Consider the following 20,256-nt stretch of genomic DNA (forward strand, 5'->3'; position numbering starts at 1 on the left):
AGACCAAACTTATCCCTTAGCGGCTGCAAATATACACCCCTTTTTAAACCTCACAATACCTAATCCAATCTTTTTTTAAAACCAAAACTTAAAACTCTATAAACCCAATACTTAACAAACAAAAAAAAATAAAAAATTTTTAAACTAACTTATATTTACCACTGATTAGGCTTTATTTTTTTGCTTTCGCAAACATTCTTTTATATTCTTCTACATCAACATACCCTTTAAAAACAAGATACATCTTATCTAAGTCTATTTTTAATTTAGGCTCTTGTTCAATTAATAATTCTTTAATAAAGGCTCTTTGTAAAATATCTTCAATTAAATAATCTTCATTAATAGTTTCTGGATGATATTCTGATTTTAAAGACATCTTAAAAAGGTTGGCAGTTGTATTGTACCAAAATGCTCTCCAGCCACTTCTTAAATCCTTTATCTGATCGTATGTTGTTCTACCTGTTTGTCGATGAATTAATTTAATTAAAATTCTCCCTTCAGTTCTTGTCATACTTTTTAGTTGCTCGGTAAATTCACCTTCTAAATAACGCTGAATAATTTTAATGTATTTTTTCTTATTTCTATTCCCTTTTATTTTACTCAATCTTACGTTTAATGTATCCAGTCTTTTAGAGGCAAGAATAGCAAAAGGATAGGCTTTAAAAACTTTTTTCCTAAACCAGTAGTAGTAATTAATGTCTTCTCTACTCTTGAACTTAGTTTTCGGCAATAGTTTTACCTCATCTAAATCAATTGTTAATGTATCTCCGATTTTAATTAAAATGTATTTTTCTGATAATGGGATAGAATCTTTTTTCTGCCCGAAAGAAGTAACAGAAAACAACACTATATATATATATGCAAAAATTTTCAAAACATCTACCTTATTTATAACTGCAAATATATTACAAAATGACAGGATTAAATCCTCTTTAATTGTTAAGAGAATTAAAAAATCAATGATAATGAGCTAAGTTTCTCCATATTTATACTTCATTAAATAAAAATCCTATTATTTTTACAAAAAAGAGAAAATATAATGGCAAAAAAATCAATCTTAAATAAAAAATCAATTTCATTTTTAGAAAAATATTTAAACAACGCTGCTCCTACTGGTTACGAATGGGAAGGTCAAAAAATTTGGATGGATTATCTAAAACCGTATGTTGATGAATTTATTACAGATACATACGGAACAGCAGTTGGAGTTATCAATCCAGATGCAAAATTTAAAGTAGTTATTGAAGGGCATGCAGATGAAATTTCTTGGTATGTAAATTATATTTCTGATAATGGATTAATCTACGTGATTAGAAACGGAGGATCAGATCATCAAATTGCACCTAGTAAAATTGTAAATATTCATACCAAAAACGGAATTGTAAAAGGGGTTTTTGGTTGGCCAGCAATTCACACCAGAGATAAAGCTAAAGAAGAAGCTCCAAAACCAGAAAATATTTTTATCGATACTGGTTGTGCTACAAGAAAAGAAGTAGAAGCATTAGGAATTCATGTTGGTTGTGTAATAACCTATCCGGATGAATTTCATATTTTAAACGGAGATAAGTTTGTTTGTAGAGCGCTAGATAATCGAATGGGCGGATTTATGATTGCAGAAGTTGCTCGTTTATTAAAAGAGAACAAAAAAACCTTGCCATTTGGGTTGTATATTACTAATTCTGTTCAAGAAGAAATTGGTTTGCGCGGTGCAGAAATGATAACCAATACAATTCAACCAAATGTTGCTATTGTTACTGATGTTACACACGACACCACAACTCCAATGATTGATGTTAAAAAAGCTGGTTATTTACAATTAGGAAAAGGGCCAGTTGTTGCATATGCGCCAGCAGTTCAACAAAAATTACGTGATTTAATTACAGCAACTGCAGAAGAAAATAAGATTCCGTTTCAACGTTCTGCTTTATCTAGAGCAACCGGAACAGACACTGACGCTTTTGCTTATAGCAATGGCGGAGTTGCATCTGCATTGATTTCATTGCCGCTTCGTTATATGCACACAACTGTAGAAATGGTTCATAGAGATGATGTTGAAAATGTAATTAAAATGATTTATGAAACCTTGTTAAAAATTAAAGACGGAGAAACGTTTTCTTATTTTGAATAAGTATGAGTTTACTAGATCAAAAACACTTGTTCGATATTCCTAAAGGAATTCATTATTTAAATACCGCTAGCCTTTCTGCTTCTTTCAAGTCTGTTGAAGAAGCAGGAATAAAAGCTGTTAAAGAAAAAAGTAAACCATATCTAATTCCGGTTACAGATTTTTTTGACCCAGTAATCAAACTTAAAAAATTATTTGCACAACTTATTGATGCTGATGATTATAATAGAATAGCAAATATTCCTTCTGTTTCATACGGAATGGCAACAGTTGCAAACAATATCAAGTTAAAAAAAGGTGATGAAATTGTACTTGTCGAAGAGCAATTTCCTAGTAATTATTATGTGTGGGAAAAACTAGCCACAAAATATAATGCAACCATTAAAATTGTAAAACAGCCAACAACTCAAAAGAATAATGGCAACAATTGGAATGAAGCCATTTTAGATACCATCAACGATAACACCGCTTTTATTGCTCTAGGAAATATTCATTGGGCAAACGGAACCATTTTCGATCTAAAGGCAATCAGAAAAAAAACTACAGAACACAATGCACTTTTAATTGTTGATGGGAGTCAATCTATTGGCGCAATGAAATTCTCTATAAAAGAAATTCAGCCAGACGCGTTAATTTGCGCAGGCTACAAATGGCTCTTTGGCCCTTATGGATGTGGTTATGCTTATTTTGGAAAATATTTTGATGATGGAGAACCCATTGAAGAAAACTGGTCGAATCGTTTTAATAGCGAAAATCTAAGTGATTTAATTAATTACGAACCCAAATACAAACCGTTAGCAAATAGGTATTCTGTTGGTGAGCATGCCAGTTTTATTTATGTCCAAATGCAAATTGCAGCACTTCAACAAATTATAGAATGGACGCCAAAAGCAATACAAGAATATTGTAAAGAAATTACTTTCGATTTTACAAAAACAGTTACAGAAAATGGTTGTGTTATTGAAAATTCGAATGCTAGAGCACATCATTTATTTGGAATTCAAATTCCGGAGAAGATTAATAAATCAACCTTAAAAGAAACACTTGCTAAAAACAATGTTTTTGTTTCATTTAGAGGAAACTACATTCGCGTTTCTTGTCATTTATTTAATACTTCTGCGGATTTAAAAGCTTTATCTGACTGTATTTTATCAACTTTATAACCTACTATTTTGGATGAACTTATAGATGTTTTAACTTCAGAAGGAAAACCAACTGGTACAACTGTTTTAAAATCAGAAGCACACCTAAAAGGGTTGTATCATGCAACTGTACATGTTTGGCTGTATACAGACAATCAAAAAATTCTACTTCAAAAAAGAGCTTCTGTAAAAAAAGTTTTTCCAAATCTTTGGGATGTTTCTGTTGCCGGACATATCGGAGCAGGAGAAAAAATAGAAACTGCTGCAGTTAGAGAAATTAAAGAAGAAATTGGAATATCGATTAAAGAAGCTGATTTAATAAAAATTGGCTTGCGAAAAGATGAGATCGTGCATCCAAACGGAATATTAGACAACGAGTTTAAGCATCTTTATATATATAAATTAAATAAGAAATTATCAGAATTAACAATGCAAGTTGGTGAAGTTGATGATTTGCAATTGTTTGATGCTTCTATATTAAAAGACACCACAAAACATGGAAGTTTTATGGTGCCTAATTTCAGAAATTATTACGATTTTATTTATGATCAATTAAAAACTAAGTGAAAATAATTACACAATAAATTTTACTCAGTTAACAGACTTAATAAAACCTTCTCTTTTAACTTTCTATAACCTTTGATATGCTCTAAATACAAAAATCTTGTACTTTCATGCTCATTTAAATAATACAAATCACAAGCTACATCATCACATTCATTTAGCTTCTCTGTTTCATTTCTAGCGTTATAAAGTTGAGTTATCAATTCAGAATTTTTTTCAATCATTAATAATAACTTGTCTCTTAAATTTCTGTTTTTTATTAAGTTAGAGGCTATTTTAGCCAACTTATCACATTCTTCTGTCACATAATTAACATGAGAAATCCACACATCTAACTCTCTAAAACTTCTACTCTGAATAATCTGTGTTTCAGAATCATAATCTGTATAAGTATTTGATTGCATAGTATTAATTTTAATATTCGACTACATTTTAACATCTAAAATCTCTAAAGATTTTATTCCTCCTGGAAACTCCCATTGTATTACGTCTCCTTTTGCATATCCCATAACAGCAGAGCCCATTGGCATCAGTATTGATATTTTCTTTTCGGCAATGTTGCTTTTTGATGGCACTACAAGCTGAAAAGTATTTTTCCAATTACTATCTTCTGAACTCACAGTAACTAAAGAATTAAAACGAACTACATCAGTATGCATTTCTTCTTCATCTAGAAAAATCGCTTCTTTTAACTCTTCTCTTAGTTTTAAAATATGATTTTTAACGGTAGTTTCCTTTTGTTGTTCCTCAATATTTAAAAGTTGTTTAAGTACTAGAAACTCTTTTTTTTCAATCACTAACTTTTCATATTTCATTTCCCTAATTTTATTTATGGAAAAATTCCACGTTGAACATAAGCTCTTTCTATTCGCTCAATTGCAATTACATATGCAGCTGATCTCATATCTAACTTTCTGCTTTCCGACATATTTAATACTTTGATAAAAACTTCTCTCATTTTTTTATCAAGTTTTGCCATAATTTCATCAAGCTCCCACAATTCTCCGTTTCTATTTTGTAACCACTCAAAATAACTCCCAATAACACCACCAGAATTACATAAAATATCAGGAATAATAGAAACTCCTCTTTCTAATAATAAATTTTCAGCCTCATTGGTTGTTGGCCCGTTTGCTCCTTCTGCAATTAAAAATGCTTTTATTTTTGATGCATTGTCTTTAGTAATTTGATTTCCTAAAGCTGCAGGAATACAGATATCGCAATCTAAACCAAAGAAATCTTCTTTATTAACTTCTGCTGTATTTGTAAACCCAACTAAACTTCCGTTATTAAATTTCACATATTCTGATAAGTCGTTTACCTTAATTCCTTCAGGATTTGTAATAGAACCAAATGCATCTTGAACTCCAACCATTTTTGCGCCTTCTTTTTCTAAAAAGTGAGCTGCCCAAAAACCAACATTTCCAAATCCTTGAACAATAAATTTCTTGTCTTTAAGGTTAACGTTTTTTTGTTCTGCCCAAAATTTTATATTTAAAAACACTCCATAACCTGTTGCTCTATCTCTACCTTCTAAACCTCCCGATCCAATTGGCTTTCCAGTAACAACATGCTGATTTCTTGATCTTTCTGCTGGAGCTTTTGTAGACATATATGTATCTGCAATCCAAGCCATTGTTTGAGCATTGGTATTTACATCTGGAGCAGGAATATCGTGTTCTGGTCCAATATTGTCTCCTAAAGCAAAAGTAAAACGTCTTGTAATACGCTCAAGTTCAGATTCAGAATATTTTTTAGGATCCATTTGAATTCCTCCTTTTGCTCCACCATAAGGCAAACCAGTTAAAGAAGTTTTCCAAGTCATCCACATAGCTAATGCCTTTACAGCATCAATATCAATTGTTGGATGATATCTTAAACCTCCTTTATAAGGGCCAAGTGCATTGTTGTGTTGTACACGATATCCTTTAAAGATTTCTACATCACCATTATCCATACGAACAGGAAAGTGTATGATTAACTCATTATTTGTTATTCCTAATATTTTTTTAATATTCGGGTTTAAGTTTACCAAATCTGATGCTGCATCAAATTGTTGCATCACATTGTACAACATCCCTTGTTTTGGTTCCTTTTTTTGTTTTAATTCTGCTGTTACGTTCATTTTTTAAATTAAATAAGTTCTAATTCTCTTTTGCTTTTGATTGCATTAAAATCATTAATTATTGTTGTAGACGTTTTGTTTTCTGATTCTTCTTCTTGTTCAAATTCGCTACAAGACCAAATAAAAACTTTATTTGATGTTAAAGTGCAAGCGTTAAGATGAATACAAGTACTACATAAACTTCTTTTGTAAGTGTCCATAAATTATAATATTTGAATATGGTATCTCCATTTGCAACAGGCGTACCAAAAAAACACCCTAAATAAAACAAATGCATAAGCGGGTGGTTATTAAGTAAATACAGAATAAAACTAAGAGTTGTTAAAATTTTAATTGGGTAATTACTACCCAACTGATGCATTTCTACTCGTTCTTTATTTTAATTTTTCTCGAAGCGTTTTTCTATCAATTTGAAGAATTTCAGCAGCTTTTGTTTTGTTATTTCCTGTGGCTGCTAAAACTTTAATGATGTAGTTTTTTTCAAGCTCTTTTAAAGAGATTAATTCTTCTGTTTTAGAAAAATCTATTTGGTATTTTACATATTCCGGTAGGTGTTCTACTTCTACAGATTTATCGCACATAATTACTGCACGTTGAATTACATTCTCTAATTCTCTGATATTTCCAGGCCAATGATATCTTTGTAGAATCTCTATAGCTTCTGAACTTATTTTTAAGAACTTATCTTTGTATTCGATTCCGTATTTAAAAAGAAATTTTTCTACTAGTAACGGAATGTCAGACAGTCGTTCTGCTAATGTGGGTACATCTATTTGTACAACGGTTAATCTATAATATAAATCTTCTCTAAATCTTCCTTTTTTAATCAATTCTTGTAAGTTGATATTGGTAGCTGCAATAACACGAACGTCTACTCTTTCTACTTTTTGAGTACCAACCCTTACCACTTCCTTTTCTTGTAAAACTCTAAGCAAACGCAACTGAGCAGCTAATGAAGCATTTCCTATTTCATCTAAAAATAAAGTTCCTTTATCAGCAGCTTGAAAAAATCCTGATCTGTTTGAATCTGCTCCTGTAAAAGCACCTTTTACATACCCAAACAATTCTGACTCTAATAAATTTTCTGGTATTGCCCCACAATTAACAGCAATAAAAGGCGCGTTAGAGAATTTTCCCATATAATGTATCGAACGCGCTACCAATTCTTTTCCTGTTCCGCTTTCTCCAGAAATAAAAACCGTTGCTTTATTATCTTTCAATCGTTCAATAATATCTGTAACCTTCTCAATTGCTGGTGAATTCCCAATCAATTCTCCATAAGATTTTTTTACCGCCTTTTTATCAATTTTAATTGGTCTTGCAACTTTTACAGGGTTTTCTAAAGATTTTAAAACTGCTGTCTTTAATTCATCTTTTGTAAAAGGTTTTGTAATGTAATCTACTGCGCCAGATTTCATTACTTCTAGCGCTCCATCAATAGAAGGAAAACCTGTAACTACTAATTTCTGAATGTTCGGAAAATGTTCTGACGCATATTTTATCAATTCTAAACCATCTACTCCTGGCATTTGTAAATCTGTAATTAATAAATCGATCGATTGATCTTTAAGTATCTGTAATGCCTCTTTTACAGAAATGGCTTTATATGTATGGTAATTTAAAGATTGCAAATGACGTTGAATAAGTTCAAGTATATGAATATCATCATCAACAATTAAAATGTTTTCTTTATGTAACATTGTTTATTTTTTTGGAAAACTTATTATAAAAATAGTTCCTTTAGGTTTATTTGGCTTGTATTTTATAGTTCCTCTATGGCTTTTTACAATTCCATGAACAACACTTAAACCAAGACCAGAGCCTTCTCCGACTGGTTTTGTTGTATAAAAAGGGTTGAAAATATTGTCTGTAGATGCTTTTGCAATTCCGACACCTTCGTCTGAAATTTGCAATTGTATGTTTTTATTTTTTTCTACAACAGAAATGCCAATCTTACCCTGTAAAGGTGAAAAATAAATGGCATTAATCACTAGGTTAAAAATGACCTGAGTCAATTGAATTTTATCAACTTTTAATTCAATATTTTCTTTATTAAAATCGAATTTGCATTGAATATTCTTTTTTCTAAAATTTGGTCCCAACAAACTAATTGCCTCCGTAATTACAGGAACACAGTTTATCACTTCCATCTCTTGTGGCATTTCGCAAGAAAAAAACATTAATTTTTTTACAACTTCTCTAGAATAAATGGCGCTATTTATTACTTTCTGTAAATCTTTTGCACCAACTTTATCCTCTTTAAATCGTTCTTTTAGTAGTTCTGTGAAACCTAAAATATTAGCCAAAGGTGTATTTAGTTCATGTGCAATTCCGGCTGTAATTTCACCTAAAATAGACAATCTATCTACACGTTCCATTTGTCTTTTAGAAAGAATTTCTTTTTCCTTTATCTGTTTGCGTTCAAAAAGATCTCCTATTTCAGAAGCTATTTTATTTAGCAATAATTTTTCTTCTTTTAAAAAAGCATTCTGAGAAAATTCTAATTTTGGATAACCGACTTTTATAGAGCCAAAAACTTCACCAAATACTTTTATTGCAGACAAAATAAAAATAGCTTCTAAGTTTTGTTGGCCTTTTGCAATGTTATATTCTTTGGTTTCTATTTCTACAAAAGCTGCTTTTGGAAACCTTACTGCTGATTTTACATTGGTTGCAATTCCTTTTAAGATAACTTCTTCATCAGTAAAGTCTCCATTTCTAATTAACGAACTCACATTATACAAACAAGTTAATTCTTTAATCCTCTCATTTAATTTATCTTCAGTTGATGTGTTTTGATCCATCTCTTTAAAAGGTTTTGTAAATATAGAAGTTCTGAAATACTAAATATCTATGAAGAGTACTATTTAATAAATGAAACACTATTTTGTAGGCTTTTCGAAAAAAGCATCTGATATTTTTGAGTTACTTATTAGTGGTAACGTAAATTCTGTTGCAGCTCTTTTAGGCTCAGTTGGAACGCCAAGACTATCTTGTTTGTACCACGTTATCGATTTTGGCAACAACAATCCGTTTACAGAATTCCAATTGTCATATCTAATGATGCTGTATTTTTCTGATGGTTTTTTAGAACTAAACGTTACTGTATATGCCAACCATTCCATTTGATAAGTATCTTTGTTGTAATAAATAAGATAATTATCATCTGGTGATGAACCAACATTCGCTTTATATGAAATTTTAAATCCGGGATAACTTTTCCCTTCAAATACTAAATCTGTAGTTTTTTCATACAAAATTCCATCATCCGCTAATACGAAAGGCATTGCATAAAAATAGAAATACAAATTGTAATAAAAATCTTTATTTCCTTTAAAAGAAGTTGAATCTTTTTGAGTTAACCAAACTTCTTTCCCATCAAAACCTAACGAATAATTTGGCGTATTAATAGCTATTTTTCGAGATTGTAAATCAGTTGTATGCACCTCTTCTCCTTTGTTAAATGACAACGTTTTAGCTTTTCTCCAAGCTTCAATTCCGCCATGTTTTTCAAAAACGTTTGCTAATTCATTTGGATAATTTTCATTTTTCACTTCGTTCTTTGGTTCATTTTTACATGAAACTAAAATTGTTGCAATAATAAATAATACGAGTATTTTCTTCATTAGTTATGGTTTTAAATCAAAGTCGAAAATCTAAATAAATACTTACACTTTTTAGATTTTCGATTGATATGTATACAATTCAAAATATCTACCTTCTTTTTCTATCAGTTCATCATGAGTTCCACGTTCCGCAATTTCACCAGCTTCAATCACTAAAATTTGATCTGCTTGTTTAATGGTACTCAATCTGTGTGCAATCACAATCGTGGTTCTGTCTTTTATCAATTCCGATAAACTTTTCTGAATCAACGCTTCACTTTCTGTATCTAAACTAGAAGTTGCTTCATCTAAAATAATAATTTTAGGATTCGCTAAAATTGCTCTTGCAATTGCCAAACGCTGACGTTGTCCTCCAGAAAGTTTGACACCTCTTTCTCCAATTAACGTATCTAAACCATCTTCAAAACGATCTGTAAATTCATTAACATAAGCCGCTTCTACAGCATTTTGTAATTCATCTTCTGTGGCATTTGGTCTCGGAAATAAAATGTTCTCTTTGATCGTTCCTTCAAATAAAAATTCATCTTGCAAAACAACGCCTAAATGTTTTCTATAACTATTTAACTTTACTTTTGACATGTCATTATTGTCAATAGTTACTTTCCCCGATTTCGGATTTAAAAATGTAGCAGACAATCCTGCAATAGTAGATTTTCCTGAACCAGAACTCCCAACCAAAGCGGTAACAGTTCCTTTTGGAACAACAAAACTAATATTATTTATAACTTCTTTTCCTTCTTCATAAGAAAACGAAACATCATCAAAAACCAATTTTCCTTCAATACTTTCTAATTCAATTGTTCTGTTTTCATCATCTTCTTCTGCTTCCATATTCATCAATTCTTCAGTTCTGTCTAAACCTGCTAAGGCTTCTGTTAATTGACTTCCAATATTACTCATTTGTACAATTGGCGCAATCATAAAACCAAGAATCAAAGTGAAAAATAAAAACTCACCAGAAGTCATACTGTCATTGATCATATAATAACCTCCAATTCCCATAATTCCAGTTGTTGCAACACCTATTAAAAATGTTGATGAACTGGTCATAATTGCGGTTGCCGTCAAGCTTTTTTTCACGTTTTGAAACAATTTTTCAACTCCAGTTTCAAAAACTTTATTTTCTTGTTCTTCAGCATTAAATGCTTTTATCACTCTTACACCTGCTAATGTTTCTGTTAATCTTCCTTTTACCTCTGCATTTATTTTTCCACGAGTTCTAAAAATCGGACGTATAAATTTGAATGCTTTTAATGCTACCAAACCAAAAATAGAAATTGGTAGAAAAACAAATAATGTCATCCACGGATTTAAATTGATTAAAATTATCAATGAAATAACCGCTGTAATGGTACCTCCAACTAACTGCACCAGACCTGTTCCTATTAAATTCCGAACACCTTCAACATCACTCATTATTCTAGAAACCAAAGCTCCAGATTTTGTGTTATCAAAAAAACTAATGGGCAAAGACAACACTTTCTTTTGTACCTGTGCTCTAAGTTCAGATATTAAATATTGCGCTTGTACACTTAAAATTCGGGTTAATAAAAAGGAGGTTATAGCTTGTAATACAATAGCGATTATTACAATTCCTAAAAGTGAATATAATTTATCAAAATCTTTATTTGGAACCACGTCATCTAGTAATATTTTACTTTGCCAAGGTAAAATTAAACCTGAAAGACTCTTTATAACGATTAAAATCAATCCAATAAAAACTAAATTTCTTCTTGGCCAAATAATTGTTTTAAAGGCTTTCCCCATAGAAACTTTAGGTTTCTTTTTCTTTTCTGATGATTTGCTATAGTGCTGCATGTATGTTTTTATGTTCTTAAAGTGTACGTTCTTATTTGTCAATATACATGCCACGAACTATGAACATGACACATTTACAAAATTGTTTTTCTTGATGTTAAGTAATCAATTTCAAATAAAAGCTCCTTTAAAGGAGCTTTTTAGAAATTAAAACTTTTTTACAATCTTTTATCAATAATACTTTGCACAACATCCGGATTTAATAAGGTAGAAATATCTCCTAAATTATCCATTTCATTGTGTGCAATTTTTCGTAAAATTCTACGCATTATTTTCCCAGAACGTGTTTTTGGCAATCCATCTGTAAACTGAATCTTGTCTAATTTTGCAATCGGACCAATGTGTTCTGTAATTATTTGGTTGATTTCTTTTCGTAAATTATTATGATCTCTCGTTTCTCCAACATCTTTTAAAATCACATAACCATACAATGCATTTCCTTTTACATCATGCGGAAAACCAACAATGGCACTTTCTGCAACTGCAGGATGTTCGTTAATGGCATCTTCAATTGGTGCCGTTCCTAAATTATGTCCAGAAACAATAATTACATCATCTACTCTACCTGTAATTCTGTAATAACCAACTTCGTCTCGCAAAGCGCCATCACCTGTAAAATACATATTATCAAAAGCTGAAAAATAGGTTTCTTTATAGCGCTTGTGATTTCCCCAAATTGTTCTTGCCATTCCTGGCCAAGGAAATTTAACACATAAACGTCCTTCAACTTGATTTCCTTTTAATTCATCGCCATTTTCATCCATCAACGCAGGTTGAATTCCGATAAAAGGCAATGTTGCATACGTTGGTTTTGTTGGTGTTACATACGGAATCGGAGTAATCATAATTCCGCCCGTTTCTGTTTGCCACCAAGTATCTATAATCGGACTTTTCTTTTTACCAATATTGTCATTATACCAATGCCAAGCTTCTTCATTAATCGGTTCACCAACCGAACCCAACACTTTTAAGGATGATAAATCATATTTATCAACCAATTCAGTTCCTTGTTTTGCCAGCGCTCTAATTGCAGTTGGCGCTGTATAAAACTGATTTACTTGATGCTTTTCTATAATTTTCCAAAAACGTCCAAAATCTGGGTAATGAGGAACGCCTTCAAATAAAACTGTTGTTGCTCCATTTGCTAACGGTCCATACACTATATAAGAATGTCCAGTAATCCAACCAATATCTGCTGTACACCAATACACATCGTTCTCTGTATATTGAAAAGCATTTTTAAATGTATACGCGGTATACACCATATAACCGGCAGTTGTATGAACCATTCCTTTTGGCATTCCTGTAGAGCCAGAAGTGTACAAAATAAATAGCGGATCTTCAGCGTCCATCACCTCGGCTTTTCCTTCTTTAGATGCATTGTCCAATAAAGGTTGTAACCAAAAATCTCTTCCTTCTTTCATCAAAATATCAGAATTGATACGTTTTGCAACCAACACATTTTCTACTCCAAGACAACTTTCTAATGCTTCATCTACAATTCCTTTTAAGTCGATTGTTTTTGCACCACGATAAGATCCATCAGCAGTAATAACCATTTTACAATTAGAATCATTTATTCTTGTTGATAATGCTTTGGATGAAAATCCTGCAAAAACTACTGAATGTATGGCGCCAATTCTGGCACAAGCCAAGGTTGAAATTGCTAATTCTGGAATCATCGGAACATAAATACAAACACGATCTCCTTTTTGAACCCCTTTACTTTTCAGCACATTTGCAAACTGATTTACACGTTCATACAATTGTCTATAACTGATGTGTTCTGCTGCTTCATCTGGGTTGTTTGGTTCAAAAATAATTGCCGTTTTATCTCCACGAGTTGCTAAATGTCTGTCAATACAATTTTCTGTAATGTTTAATTTTGCTCCTTTAAACCATGCAACTTTTGGTTTAGAAAAATCCCAACTTAAAACGGTGTCCCATTTTTTTCTCCATAAAAAATGTTCTTCTGCAATTTCTTCCCAAAAATTTTCTGGTTCTCGAATCGATTTTCTATAAACTTGATAATATTCTTCTAAATGCTTGATATGATAATTACTCATTATTGTTTTATTATTCTTTAGACAATCTAAAAATAGAAAATTATATTTGCTTTATGAATTTTCAAGAAGTTTTATCTGTTATAAATACAAATTGGCATATTGTTTTATTGTTTTTTACAATCGCGATGTTGTATTCTTCAGTTGGCTTTGGTGGCGGCTCTAGCTATTTAGCGGTGTTGGCATTAACAGGTTTGGCTTTTACACAAATTAGAGCAACAGCTTTGTTATGCAACATTGTTGTCGTTATTGGAAACGTATTTTATTTTCATCAACAAAAAACATACAATTTTAAAAAGGTAGTTCCCCTTGTTTTATGTAGCATCCCTTTTGCATTTATTGGCGGATATTTAAAAATCAGTCAAACCTTCTTTTTTATATTATTGGGTTTTACCTTGTTATTTGCAGCAATTACGATGTGGATTTCTAAAAAAATTGTAGCATCCGAAGAAGAAAAAACAAAACTAAATCTTTCAAAAAATGCTGGTTATGGTGGGTTTATCGGTTTTATTTCTGGAATGGTCGGAATTGGAGGCGGAATTTTCCTAGCGCCATTATTGCACTTAACCAATTGGGACTCTCCAAAAAAAATTGCTGCAACAGCAAGTTTGTTTATTTTGGTAAATTCTATCGCTGGTTTGGGCGGACAATATGTAAATCCGGAGTTTACAATTGATTGGAATCTAACAATAGTTTTACTAATTACCGTTTTTATTGGCGGACAAATTGGTAGTAGATTTAGCTCTAAATTCTTACAGCCAATTCAATTAAAAAAGGCAACCGCTATTTTGATTGCCTTTGTAAGTATAAGAATTTTATGGAAATATTTATTTTAAGAACGTAATTCTTCAATTTCTTGCTGATAATCGTATTGTAAATCTTCGTGTAAAGAGCCAACTGCTTTCTGAATTAATATTACTTGTCTTTCAAAGGTATTTGTAAGTCTTGGACTTTTATTTATTGATGGTCTAAAAGTCTTTAATTTCTGACAGAAATACATCAACAATTCTACTTCTGTTTCTTTATTTTGAGAATACCGAATAAACTTTTTTGTCAGGGTTAAAATTTTTCGAACGCTTTTTCTGATGTAAAAATAACTATTGGTATTAATTTGTTCAAACAAATCGTCAATCTGTTCTTTAACGCTTTCTATATAATTTTCTTCATTAGAAGATTCGAACAATAAATACGTTAGTAATTCTTTGTTCTCTTTTTTAAATTTTGATAAACGCAAACATAGCTCAATCAATTCTTTTGAGTTTTTATAACTCAATTCATCTTTGATTTTTTTTACCGTTACCGCTTTCATCTATTTCTGTAATTCTAAAGTCACCAAATATGCACAATGATCTGAAGCAATGGTGTCGCAAATAGTTTCTTTCGAAAGTACTTTCCATTTGCTCTTTGGATAATACATCACGTAATCAATTTTTTTAATGGGTTTATCAGAAGGAAAAGTCAATAATGGATTCGATTTATTATAGGAAGCTTTCCAAAAAGATTCTAAAATATTGATGGTTCTACTATTTGGCGTATCGTTTAAATCTCCAGTTAAAATTGTTGGATATTTATTATCAGAAAACACTTTATTAATAGCTGTTGCTTGTGAGACTCTATCTGTATCTTCTTTTAAATGATCTAAATGAGTTCCGATAAATGAAATGGTGTCACCAGATTTTAACACCGTAGTAATTTCTAAAGCAGCTCTTGGCTCATTTCCTTTTGTGTAAGGCAACGCAACATTTCTGGTTGACAAAAATGAATATTTAGACAAAACGCCTTCTCCATATTCGCCTCCATCATAATACATGGCTCTACCAAAAATTGACGCCATTTTTGTACGATAACCCAACTCTGTTGGCAAATCGTATTTCTTGGCTCTGTTGGTTTTAAAATCTACTTCTTGTAAGGAAACAAAATCGGCATCTGCTTTTTTAATGACGTTGGCGATAATATCTAAATCAAAACTTCCGTTAGTCGTTTTTCCATGAAGAATATTAAAACTCAACACTTTTACAGTTACTTTTTCTATACCTTTTTTTTGAGCAAAAAGTGTACCTGAAAAAAGAAAAATAATTAAAAATGGTATGAATTTAAATTTCCTCAACATTTAATGTTCACTAGGAATTTCTACCATTTCGTTTACATCAGCATCATAATCTACTCCATCAACTTTAAATCCGAATAAATTAAAGAAATCATCACTATATCCTTTTAAATCTCCTATTTCAGATAAATTTTCTGTAGTTGCAATTTGCCATAATTTATCAACTTCTGCTTGAACGTCTTCACGCATTTCCCAATCATCAATTCGTATTCTTCCTCTAGCGTCAAGATTTAAATCACCACCAAACAAACGTTCACTATATAATCGTTGAATTTGCTCAATGCATCCTTCATGAATTCCTTTTGATTTCATAGTTTTATACAACAAAGAGATATAAAGAGGGATCACAGGAATTGCAGAACTGGCTTGTGTAACCAATGCTTTATTTACAGAAACAAATGCTTTTCCTCCAATTGATTTTAAATCATCAGAAATTGTAAAAGCGGTAGCTTCTAAATGATCTTTTGCTGCGCCAATAGTACCTTTTCTATAAACCGCTTCTGTCAATTTTGGTCCAATATAAGAATAGGCAACAGTTGTTGCGCCTTCAGACAATAAATTTTCAGCTTTTAGAGCATCCATCCACATTTTCCAGTCTTGGCCACCCATAACTGCAACGGTATTTGCAATATCATCTCCCTCGGCAGGATTGATAGAAACTTCTGTTACATTTCCTGTATGAAAATCTACTGTTTTGTTTGAAAAAACACCACCAATTGGCTTCAAAACAGATTTGTAACGAACTCCAGTGTCTGGATGTGTTCTTACCGGTGATGCAACACTATAAATTACCAAATCAACTTGACCTAAATCATTTTTGATCATGTCTAAAGTCTGACGTTTGATTTCGTTAGAAAACGCATCGCCATTGATACTTTTTGCATACAAACCTGCTGCATGAGCGTGTTTTTCAAAAGCTGCAGTATTGTAATAACCAGCAGAACCTGTTTTCCCTGGTGATGAAGGTTTGTCAAAATACACTCCAATTGTAGCTGCTTCAGATCCAAAAGCACTAGAAATTCTAGATGCCAACCCAAATCCTGTTGATGAACCAATCACCAACACTTTTTTTGCGCCTTTAATTTTTCCTTTTGATTTTACATAGTCAATTTGATTGATTACGTTTTGCTCACAACCTGTAGGGTGTGCAGTTAAACAAATAAATCCTCTTGTTCTTGGTTCTATGATCATAATTTGGTTGTTTTATGTTTTTATTTTGATTCAAGTTGTCATTTTAGACGTTAGGAGAAATCTCAAAAAAGAGGTTTCAAATATGAGATTCCTCCTCATTCTTCATTCGGAATGACAAACCTGTTATTTGTTTGGAGTTAAAAACTCCGTTACATTTTTATTAATTCTTTCTAATACATTTTCTGTAGTTGCTTTTACAAATGTTTCACCTGTAATTTGCTCATACAATTCTATATATCGATTTGATATTTCTAAAATTTTCTCATCAGACATTGCTGGAATTTGCTGGCCATCTTTTCCTTGAAATCCATTCTCTATCAACCACTGTCTTACAAATTCTTTAGATAGCTGTTTTTGATTTTCACCTTTTTCTTGACGTGCTTCATATCCATCAGCATAAAAATAACGAGAAGAATCTGGCGTGTGAATTTCATCAATCAATACAATTTTACCTTCTTTTGTTTTTCCAAATTCGTATTTTGTATCCACCAAAATTAAACCGCGCTGTGCAGCAATTTCTGTTCCTCTGGCAAACAATTTACGTGTATAATCTTCTAAAACCAAATAATCTTCTTCAGAAACAATATTGTTGGCCAAAATGTCTTCACGAGAAATGTCTTCATCATGTTCGCCATTGTCTGCTTTTGTTGATGGTGTTATAATTGGCATCGGGAATTTGTCATTTTCTTTCAAACCTTCTGGCATTATTACTCCGCAAAGCATTCTTTTACCTGCTTTGTATTCTCTTGCTGCATGACCAGATAAATATCCACGAATAACCATTTCTACTTTAAAAGGTGAACATAAGTGACCAATTGCTACGTTTTCATCTGGAGTTGCCACCAACCAATTTGGAACAATATCAGCAGTTTCGTGCATCATTTTTGTTGCAATCTGATTTAAAATTTGTCCTTTAAACGGAATTTGACGTGGAAGAATTACATCAAAAGCTGACAATCTATCGGAAGCAATCATCACCAATACTTCGTCATTTATATTATAAACTTCTCTTACTTTTCCTTTGTACACAGATTTCTGTTTCGGGAAATTAAAGTTGGTTTCGTTAATTGTATTCATTAATTGTTGTGTTGTTGTTGCCTGCAAAAGTAAACTAAAGACTTTTTATGAACAACAAAAAACTATTCCGTTTCTATACTTTTATATGCTTTGATAATACTTTTTACCAATCGATGACGAATTACATCTTTATCATCTAAATACACTTGTGCTATTCCATCAATATCTTTTAATGCCAACAACGATTCTTTTAAACCAGAAACTTGTTTTCTTGGCAAGTCAATTTGCCCAGGATCACCATTAATCACAAACTTGGCATGCTTTCCCATTCTGGTTAAAAACATTTTCATTTGATTGTGCGTGGTGTTTTGTGCTTCATCTAAAATAACAAATGCATTGTCTAATGTTCTTCCACGCATAAATGCCAATGGTGCAATTTGTATCACTCCTTTTTCTAAATATGACTCTAATCTTTCATGGGGAATCATATCACGTAAAGCATCGTATAAAGGTTGCATGTACGGATCTAATTTTTCTTTTAAATCTCCAGGTAAAAACCCTAAATTCTCTCCAGATTCTACAGCTGGCCTTGTTAAAATGATTCTGCGAACTTCTTTTTCTTTTAATGCTTTTACAGCCAAAGCAACTGCTGTATAAGTTTTTCCTGTTCCGGCCGGACCAACAGCAAAAAGCATGTCGTTTTTCTGCATTAACGAAACCATTTTACGTTGATTTTCAGTTTGCGCTTTTATCAATTTACCACTTACGCCATGCACCAAAACCTCTTTTGCTTTTACATCTGTTCTTTCTTCTTTTCCTGTAGATGTTAAAATGCGTTCAATACTATTTTCGTCTAATTTATTGTACTTATTAAAATACTTCATCAGCATTTCCATCCGTTTTTCAAACTCGTTTAAAATTTCTGATTCTCCGAAAATTTTTAAATTATTACCTCTAGCAACAATTTTAATTTTTGGAAAGTGTTTTTTTAAGTGTGCAATGGTGCTGTTTTGAGTTCCAAAAAAATCTTTTGGATTGATGTCTGTTAGCTCAACAATTCGTTCTGTCAAATGATTCTATTTTAATAGGTTAACAATCTGTAAATTGAAATTAATTACATAAAATAAAATGAGATAAAATCTATCTACTTTTTATACAAGAAAATTACGGATAAAATTTTAGAATTGATTAGCTTTGTGTAAAATTTTTATGTTTTTTTTTAGATTCCCTTTTTCACGGGAATGACAATTTTAAACTGTGTTTAAGTAGTTCGCTTAAATGCTCTTTTTAAACTCATTAACAGGTGATTTTTACATGTCTTTAATAACTTTAACAACAGATTTCGGAACTAAAGATCATTTTGTAGGTGCTGTAAAAGGTGCTATCTACACAGAATTGCCGGATGCTAGAATTGTTGATATTACGCACGAAATTTCTCCTTTTAGCATTACAGAAACAGCATATATTTTAAAAAATTCTTATAAAAGTTTTCCCGAAAAAAGCATTCATATTGTTGGTGTAGATGCAGAATTGAGTACAGAAAATAAGCACATTGCAATCTTGCTAGACAATCATTATTTTATTTGTCCAGATAACGGAATCATTTCCATGATTGCATCAGAAATTAATCCAACACAAATTGTAGAAATTAACATTCACGATCGTGTAGAAAGCAGTTTTCCTGTGTTAGATGTTTTTGTTCAAGTTGCTTGTTTTATCGCTCGTGGCGGAAGTCTAGGTGTCATCGGAAAAGAAATTCAGACCTATAAAAAAATGACTGAAATTCAGCCTAAAATCAATGCTAATGAAACTCAAATTATTGGTAGTGTTATTTATATTGATAACTACGGAAATGTCATCAGTAATATCAGCGAAAAATTATTTTCTGATATTGGAAAAGGAAGAAACTACAAAGTAATTGCAAGACGTTATACTTTTGATAAAATCAACAAAAAATACAACGAAATTATCAATTACGAAATTGATGAAAATAGAAATCATTACGATGGCAATAGATTGGCTATTTTTAATTCTGCCGGATTCTTAGAAATTGCCATTTACAGAAGTAATTTAAATACTGTTGGTGGTGCTTCTTCTTTATTAGGATTGGATTACAGAGATACTGTAATGGTAGAATTTTATTAATCTTTTAAGAAATAAAAATGTTTGTTAGAATTGTAAAAATGGGATTTCATGAAGAAAATGTAGCCGCATTTTTAGACATTTTTGAGAACAAAAAAGAGAAAATAAGAAGCAATAAAGGTTGTCAGTTATTAGAATTGTATCGCGATAAAAAGGACCCAACCATTTTCTTTACCTATAGTTATTGGGAAACCGAACAAGATTTAGAAAACTACAGAAATTCTGATTTATTTAAAGTTGTTTGGGCAAAAACCAAAGCATTATTCAATATAAAACCAGAAGCTTGGAGTGTTGATAAAACGGTGAGTTTACCGTAAACAATTTTCAGTTATCAAT

General features: G+C 31.5%; 21 protein-coding genes. 6 read left to right on the top strand and 15 right to left on the bottom strand.

Going from position 1 to position 20,256, the window contains the following annotated elements; all coding sequences use genetic code 11:
* Nucleotides 1–172 precede the first annotated feature (172 nt).
* Nucleotides 173–874: a DUF4294 domain-containing protein gene (locus tag ACEWL1_RS10370; RefSeq protein WP_409233237.1), complete on the bottom strand. Its 702-nt coding sequence runs from the start codon at nucleotides 872–874 to the stop codon at nucleotides 173–175.
* Nucleotides 875–1,039: 165 nt separating this feature from the next.
* Here ACEWL1_RS10370 and ACEWL1_RS10375 point away from each other — a divergent pair, with 165 nt between their 5' ends.
* Genes ACEWL1_RS10375 through ACEWL1_RS10385 form a run of 3 tightly spaced genes read left to right on the top strand, consistent with a single transcriptional unit; the run spans nucleotide 1,040 to nucleotide 3,834 of the window.
* Nucleotides 1,040–2,128: a M42 family metallopeptidase gene (locus ACEWL1_RS10375; protein ID WP_409233238.1), complete on the top strand. Its 1,089-nt coding sequence runs from the start codon at nucleotides 1,040–1,042 to the stop codon at nucleotides 2,126–2,128.
* Nucleotides 2,129–2,130: 2 nt separating this feature from the next.
* Nucleotides 2,131–3,288 carry an aminotransferase class V-fold PLP-dependent enzyme gene (locus ACEWL1_RS10380; RefSeq protein ID WP_409233239.1) on the top strand — a complete coding sequence of 386 codons (1,158 nt, stop codon included), beginning with the start codon at nucleotides 2,131–2,133 and terminating at the stop codon, nucleotides 3,286–3,288.
* A 9-nt stretch (nucleotides 3,289–3,297) separates the two neighbouring features.
* A complete protein-coding gene (locus tag ACEWL1_RS10385) occupies nucleotides 3,298–3,834 on the top strand; it encodes an NUDIX hydrolase (protein ID WP_409233240.1) in 537 nt (178 codons plus the stop codon).
* Between the two features lie 20 nt (nucleotides 3,835–3,854).
* Here ACEWL1_RS10385 and ACEWL1_RS10390 read toward each other — a convergent pair whose 3' ends face one another.
* The 9 genes from ACEWL1_RS10390 to acs form a co-directional block, all read right to left on the bottom strand.
* On the bottom strand, nucleotides 3,855–4,235 hold the full coding sequence (locus ACEWL1_RS10390; RefSeq protein WP_409233241.1) for a hypothetical protein: 381 nt from the start codon (nucleotides 4,233–4,235) through the stop codon (nucleotides 3,855–3,857).
* A gap of 21 nt (nucleotides 4,236–4,256) precedes the next feature.
* Nucleotides 4,257–4,646 (bottom strand): GreA/GreB family elongation factor, encoded by a 390-nt coding sequence (locus ACEWL1_RS10395; RefSeq protein ID WP_409233242.1) that lies wholly within the window; start codon nucleotides 4,644–4,646, stop codon nucleotides 4,257–4,259.
* A 14-nt stretch (nucleotides 4,647–4,660) separates the two neighbouring features.
* Complete coding sequence (locus ACEWL1_RS10400) at nucleotides 4,661–5,956, bottom strand: Glu/Leu/Phe/Val family dehydrogenase (protein ID WP_409233243.1); 1,296 nt, start codon at nucleotides 5,954–5,956, stop codon at nucleotides 4,661–4,663.
* Nucleotides 5,957–5,964: 8 nt separating this feature from the next.
* Nucleotides 5,965–6,156 (bottom strand): hypothetical protein, encoded by a 192-nt coding sequence (locus tag ACEWL1_RS10405; RefSeq protein ID WP_409233244.1) that lies wholly within the window; start codon nucleotides 6,154–6,156, stop codon nucleotides 5,965–5,967.
* Between the two features lie 174 nt (nucleotides 6,157–6,330).
* A complete protein-coding gene (locus tag ACEWL1_RS10410; protein WP_409233245.1) occupies nucleotides 6,331–7,656 on the bottom strand; it encodes a sigma-54-dependent transcriptional regulator in 1,326 nt (441 codons plus the stop codon).
* Between the two features lie 3 nt (nucleotides 7,657–7,659).
* Nucleotides 7,660–8,760: a sensor histidine kinase gene (locus tag ACEWL1_RS10415; protein WP_409233246.1), complete on the bottom strand. Its 1,101-nt coding sequence runs from the start codon at nucleotides 8,758–8,760 to the stop codon at nucleotides 7,660–7,662.
* Between the two features lie 78 nt (nucleotides 8,761–8,838).
* Nucleotides 8,839–9,582: a hypothetical protein gene (locus ACEWL1_RS10420; RefSeq protein ID WP_409233247.1), complete on the bottom strand. Its 744-nt coding sequence runs from the start codon at nucleotides 9,580–9,582 to the stop codon at nucleotides 8,839–8,841.
* Nucleotides 9,583–9,633: 51 nt separating this feature from the next.
* Nucleotides 9,634–11,400 carry an ABC transporter ATP-binding protein gene (locus tag ACEWL1_RS10425; RefSeq protein ID WP_409233248.1) on the bottom strand — a complete coding sequence of 589 codons (1,767 nt, stop codon included), beginning with the start codon at nucleotides 11,398–11,400 and terminating at the stop codon, nucleotides 9,634–9,636.
* A 158-nt stretch (nucleotides 11,401–11,558) separates the two neighbouring features.
* The gene (acs, locus tag ACEWL1_RS10430; protein ID WP_409233358.1) at nucleotides 11,559–13,469 is read right to left on the bottom strand and encodes an acetate--CoA ligase; all 1,911 of its coding nucleotides are present in this window, start codon (nucleotides 13,467–13,469) and stop codon (nucleotides 11,559–11,561) included.
* 50 nt (nucleotides 13,470–13,519) lie between these two features.
* Here acs and ACEWL1_RS10435 point away from each other — a divergent pair, with 50 nt between their 5' ends.
* Nucleotides 13,520–14,299, top strand: a complete 780-nt coding sequence (locus ACEWL1_RS10435; RefSeq protein ID WP_409233249.1) for a sulfite exporter TauE/SafE family protein — start codon at nucleotides 13,520–13,522, stop codon at nucleotides 14,297–14,299.
* Here ACEWL1_RS10435 and ACEWL1_RS10440 read toward each other — a convergent pair.
* The 5 genes from ACEWL1_RS10440 to ACEWL1_RS10460 form a co-directional block, all read right to left on the bottom strand.
* Complete coding sequence (locus ACEWL1_RS10440; RefSeq protein WP_409233250.1) at nucleotides 14,296–14,772, bottom strand: hypothetical protein; 477 nt, start codon at nucleotides 14,770–14,772, stop codon at nucleotides 14,296–14,298. The genes ACEWL1_RS10435 and ACEWL1_RS10440 overlap by 4 nt on opposite strands.
* Nucleotides 14,773–15,573 carry an endonuclease/exonuclease/phosphatase family protein gene (locus ACEWL1_RS10445; RefSeq protein WP_409233251.1) on the bottom strand — a complete coding sequence of 267 codons (801 nt, stop codon included), beginning with the start codon at nucleotides 15,571–15,573 and terminating at the stop codon, nucleotides 14,773–14,775. It abuts the gene before it with no gap.
* Nucleotides 15,574–16,761: an enoyl-ACP reductase FabV gene (gene fabV, locus ACEWL1_RS10450; RefSeq protein ID WP_409233252.1), complete on the bottom strand. Its 1,188-nt coding sequence runs from the start codon at nucleotides 16,759–16,761 to the stop codon at nucleotides 15,574–15,576.
* Between the two features lie 123 nt (nucleotides 16,762–16,884).
* A complete protein-coding gene (locus tag ACEWL1_RS10455; protein WP_409233253.1) occupies nucleotides 16,885–17,838 on the bottom strand; it encodes a phosphoribosylaminoimidazolesuccinocarboxamide synthase in 954 nt (317 codons plus the stop codon).
* 62 nt (nucleotides 17,839–17,900) lie between these two features.
* Nucleotides 17,901–18,848, bottom strand: coding sequence for a PhoH family protein (locus ACEWL1_RS10460; protein ID WP_409233254.1), 948 nt, complete (start codon nucleotides 18,846–18,848; stop codon nucleotides 17,901–17,903).
* Between the two features lie 244 nt (nucleotides 18,849–19,092).
* On the opposite strand from ACEWL1_RS10460, the gene ACEWL1_RS10465 reads away from it, so the two are divergent.
* Complete coding sequence (locus ACEWL1_RS10465) at nucleotides 19,093–19,923, top strand: SAM hydrolase/SAM-dependent halogenase family protein (RefSeq protein ID WP_347173751.1); 831 nt, start codon at nucleotides 19,093–19,095, stop codon at nucleotides 19,921–19,923.
* 17 nt (nucleotides 19,924–19,940) lie between these two features.
* Entirely contained in the window at nucleotides 19,941–20,237 is a 297-nt protein-coding gene (locus tag ACEWL1_RS10470; protein WP_409233255.1) for a putative quinol monooxygenase, read from the top strand.
* Nucleotides 20,238–20,256 lie beyond the last annotated feature (19 nt).

This window comes from Polaribacter gochangensis, assembly GCF_046224025.1.
Taxonomy (GTDB): domain Bacteria; phylum Bacteroidota; class Bacteroidia; order Flavobacteriales; family Flavobacteriaceae; genus Polaribacter; species Polaribacter gochangensis.

What these genes read in the sequence shown, in the direction of transcription:
- ACEWL1_RS10375 (WP_409233238.1), top strand. Translation starts at nt 1,040, where the DNA reads ATGGCAAAAAAATCAATCTTAAATAAAAAATCAATTTCATTTTTAGAA.
- ACEWL1_RS10380 (WP_409233239.1), top strand. Translation starts at nt 2,131, where the DNA reads ATGAGTTTACTAGATCAAAAACACTTGTTCGATATTCCTAAAGGAATT.
- ACEWL1_RS10390 (WP_409233241.1), bottom strand. Translation starts at nt 4,235, where the DNA reads ATGCAATCAAATACTTATACAGATTATGATTCTGAAACACAGATTATT.
- ACEWL1_RS10395 (WP_409233242.1), bottom strand. Translation starts at nt 4,646, where the DNA reads ATGAAATATGAAAAGTTAGTGATTGAAAAAAAAGAGTTTCTAGTACTT.
- ACEWL1_RS10400 (WP_409233243.1), bottom strand. Translation starts at nt 5,956, where the DNA reads ATGAACGTAACAGCAGAATTAAAACAAAAAAAGGAACCAAAACAAGGG.
- ACEWL1_RS10405 (WP_409233244.1), bottom strand. Translation starts at nt 6,156, where the DNA reads ATGGACACTTACAAAAGAAGTTTATGTAGTACTTGTATTCATCTTAAC.
- ACEWL1_RS10410 (WP_409233245.1), bottom strand. Translation starts at nt 7,656, where the DNA reads ATGTTACATAAAGAAAACATTTTAATTGTTGATGATGATATTCATATA.
- ACEWL1_RS10415 (WP_409233246.1), bottom strand. Translation starts at nt 8,760, where the DNA reads ATGGATCAAAACACATCAACTGAAGATAAATTAAATGAGAGGATTAAA.
- ACEWL1_RS10420 (WP_409233247.1), bottom strand. Translation starts at nt 9,582, where the DNA reads ATGAAGAAAATACTCGTATTATTTATTATTGCAACAATTTTAGTTTCA.
- ACEWL1_RS10425 (WP_409233248.1), bottom strand. Translation starts at nt 11,400, where the DNA reads ATGCAGCACTATAGCAAATCATCAGAAAAGAAAAAGAAACCTAAAGTT.
- ACEWL1_RS10435 (WP_409233249.1), top strand. Translation starts at nt 13,520, where the DNA reads ATGAATTTTCAAGAAGTTTTATCTGTTATAAATACAAATTGGCATATT.
- ACEWL1_RS10440 (WP_409233250.1), bottom strand. Translation starts at nt 14,772, where the DNA reads ATGAAAGCGGTAACGGTAAAAAAAATCAAAGATGAATTGAGTTATAAA.
- ACEWL1_RS10445 (WP_409233251.1), bottom strand. Translation starts at nt 15,573, where the DNA reads ATGTTGAGGAAATTTAAATTCATACCATTTTTAATTATTTTTCTTTTT.
- fabV (WP_409233252.1), bottom strand. Translation starts at nt 16,761, where the DNA reads ATGATCATAGAACCAAGAACAAGAGGATTTATTTGTTTAACTGCACAC.
- ACEWL1_RS10455 (WP_409233253.1), bottom strand. Translation starts at nt 17,838, where the DNA reads ATGAATACAATTAACGAAACCAACTTTAATTTCCCGAAACAGAAATCT.
- ACEWL1_RS10465 (WP_347173751.1), top strand. Translation starts at nt 19,093, where the DNA reads ATGTCTTTAATAACTTTAACAACAGATTTCGGAACTAAAGATCATTTT.
- ACEWL1_RS10470 (WP_409233255.1), top strand. Translation starts at nt 19,941, where the DNA reads ATGTTTGTTAGAATTGTAAAAATGGGATTTCATGAAGAAAATGTAGCC.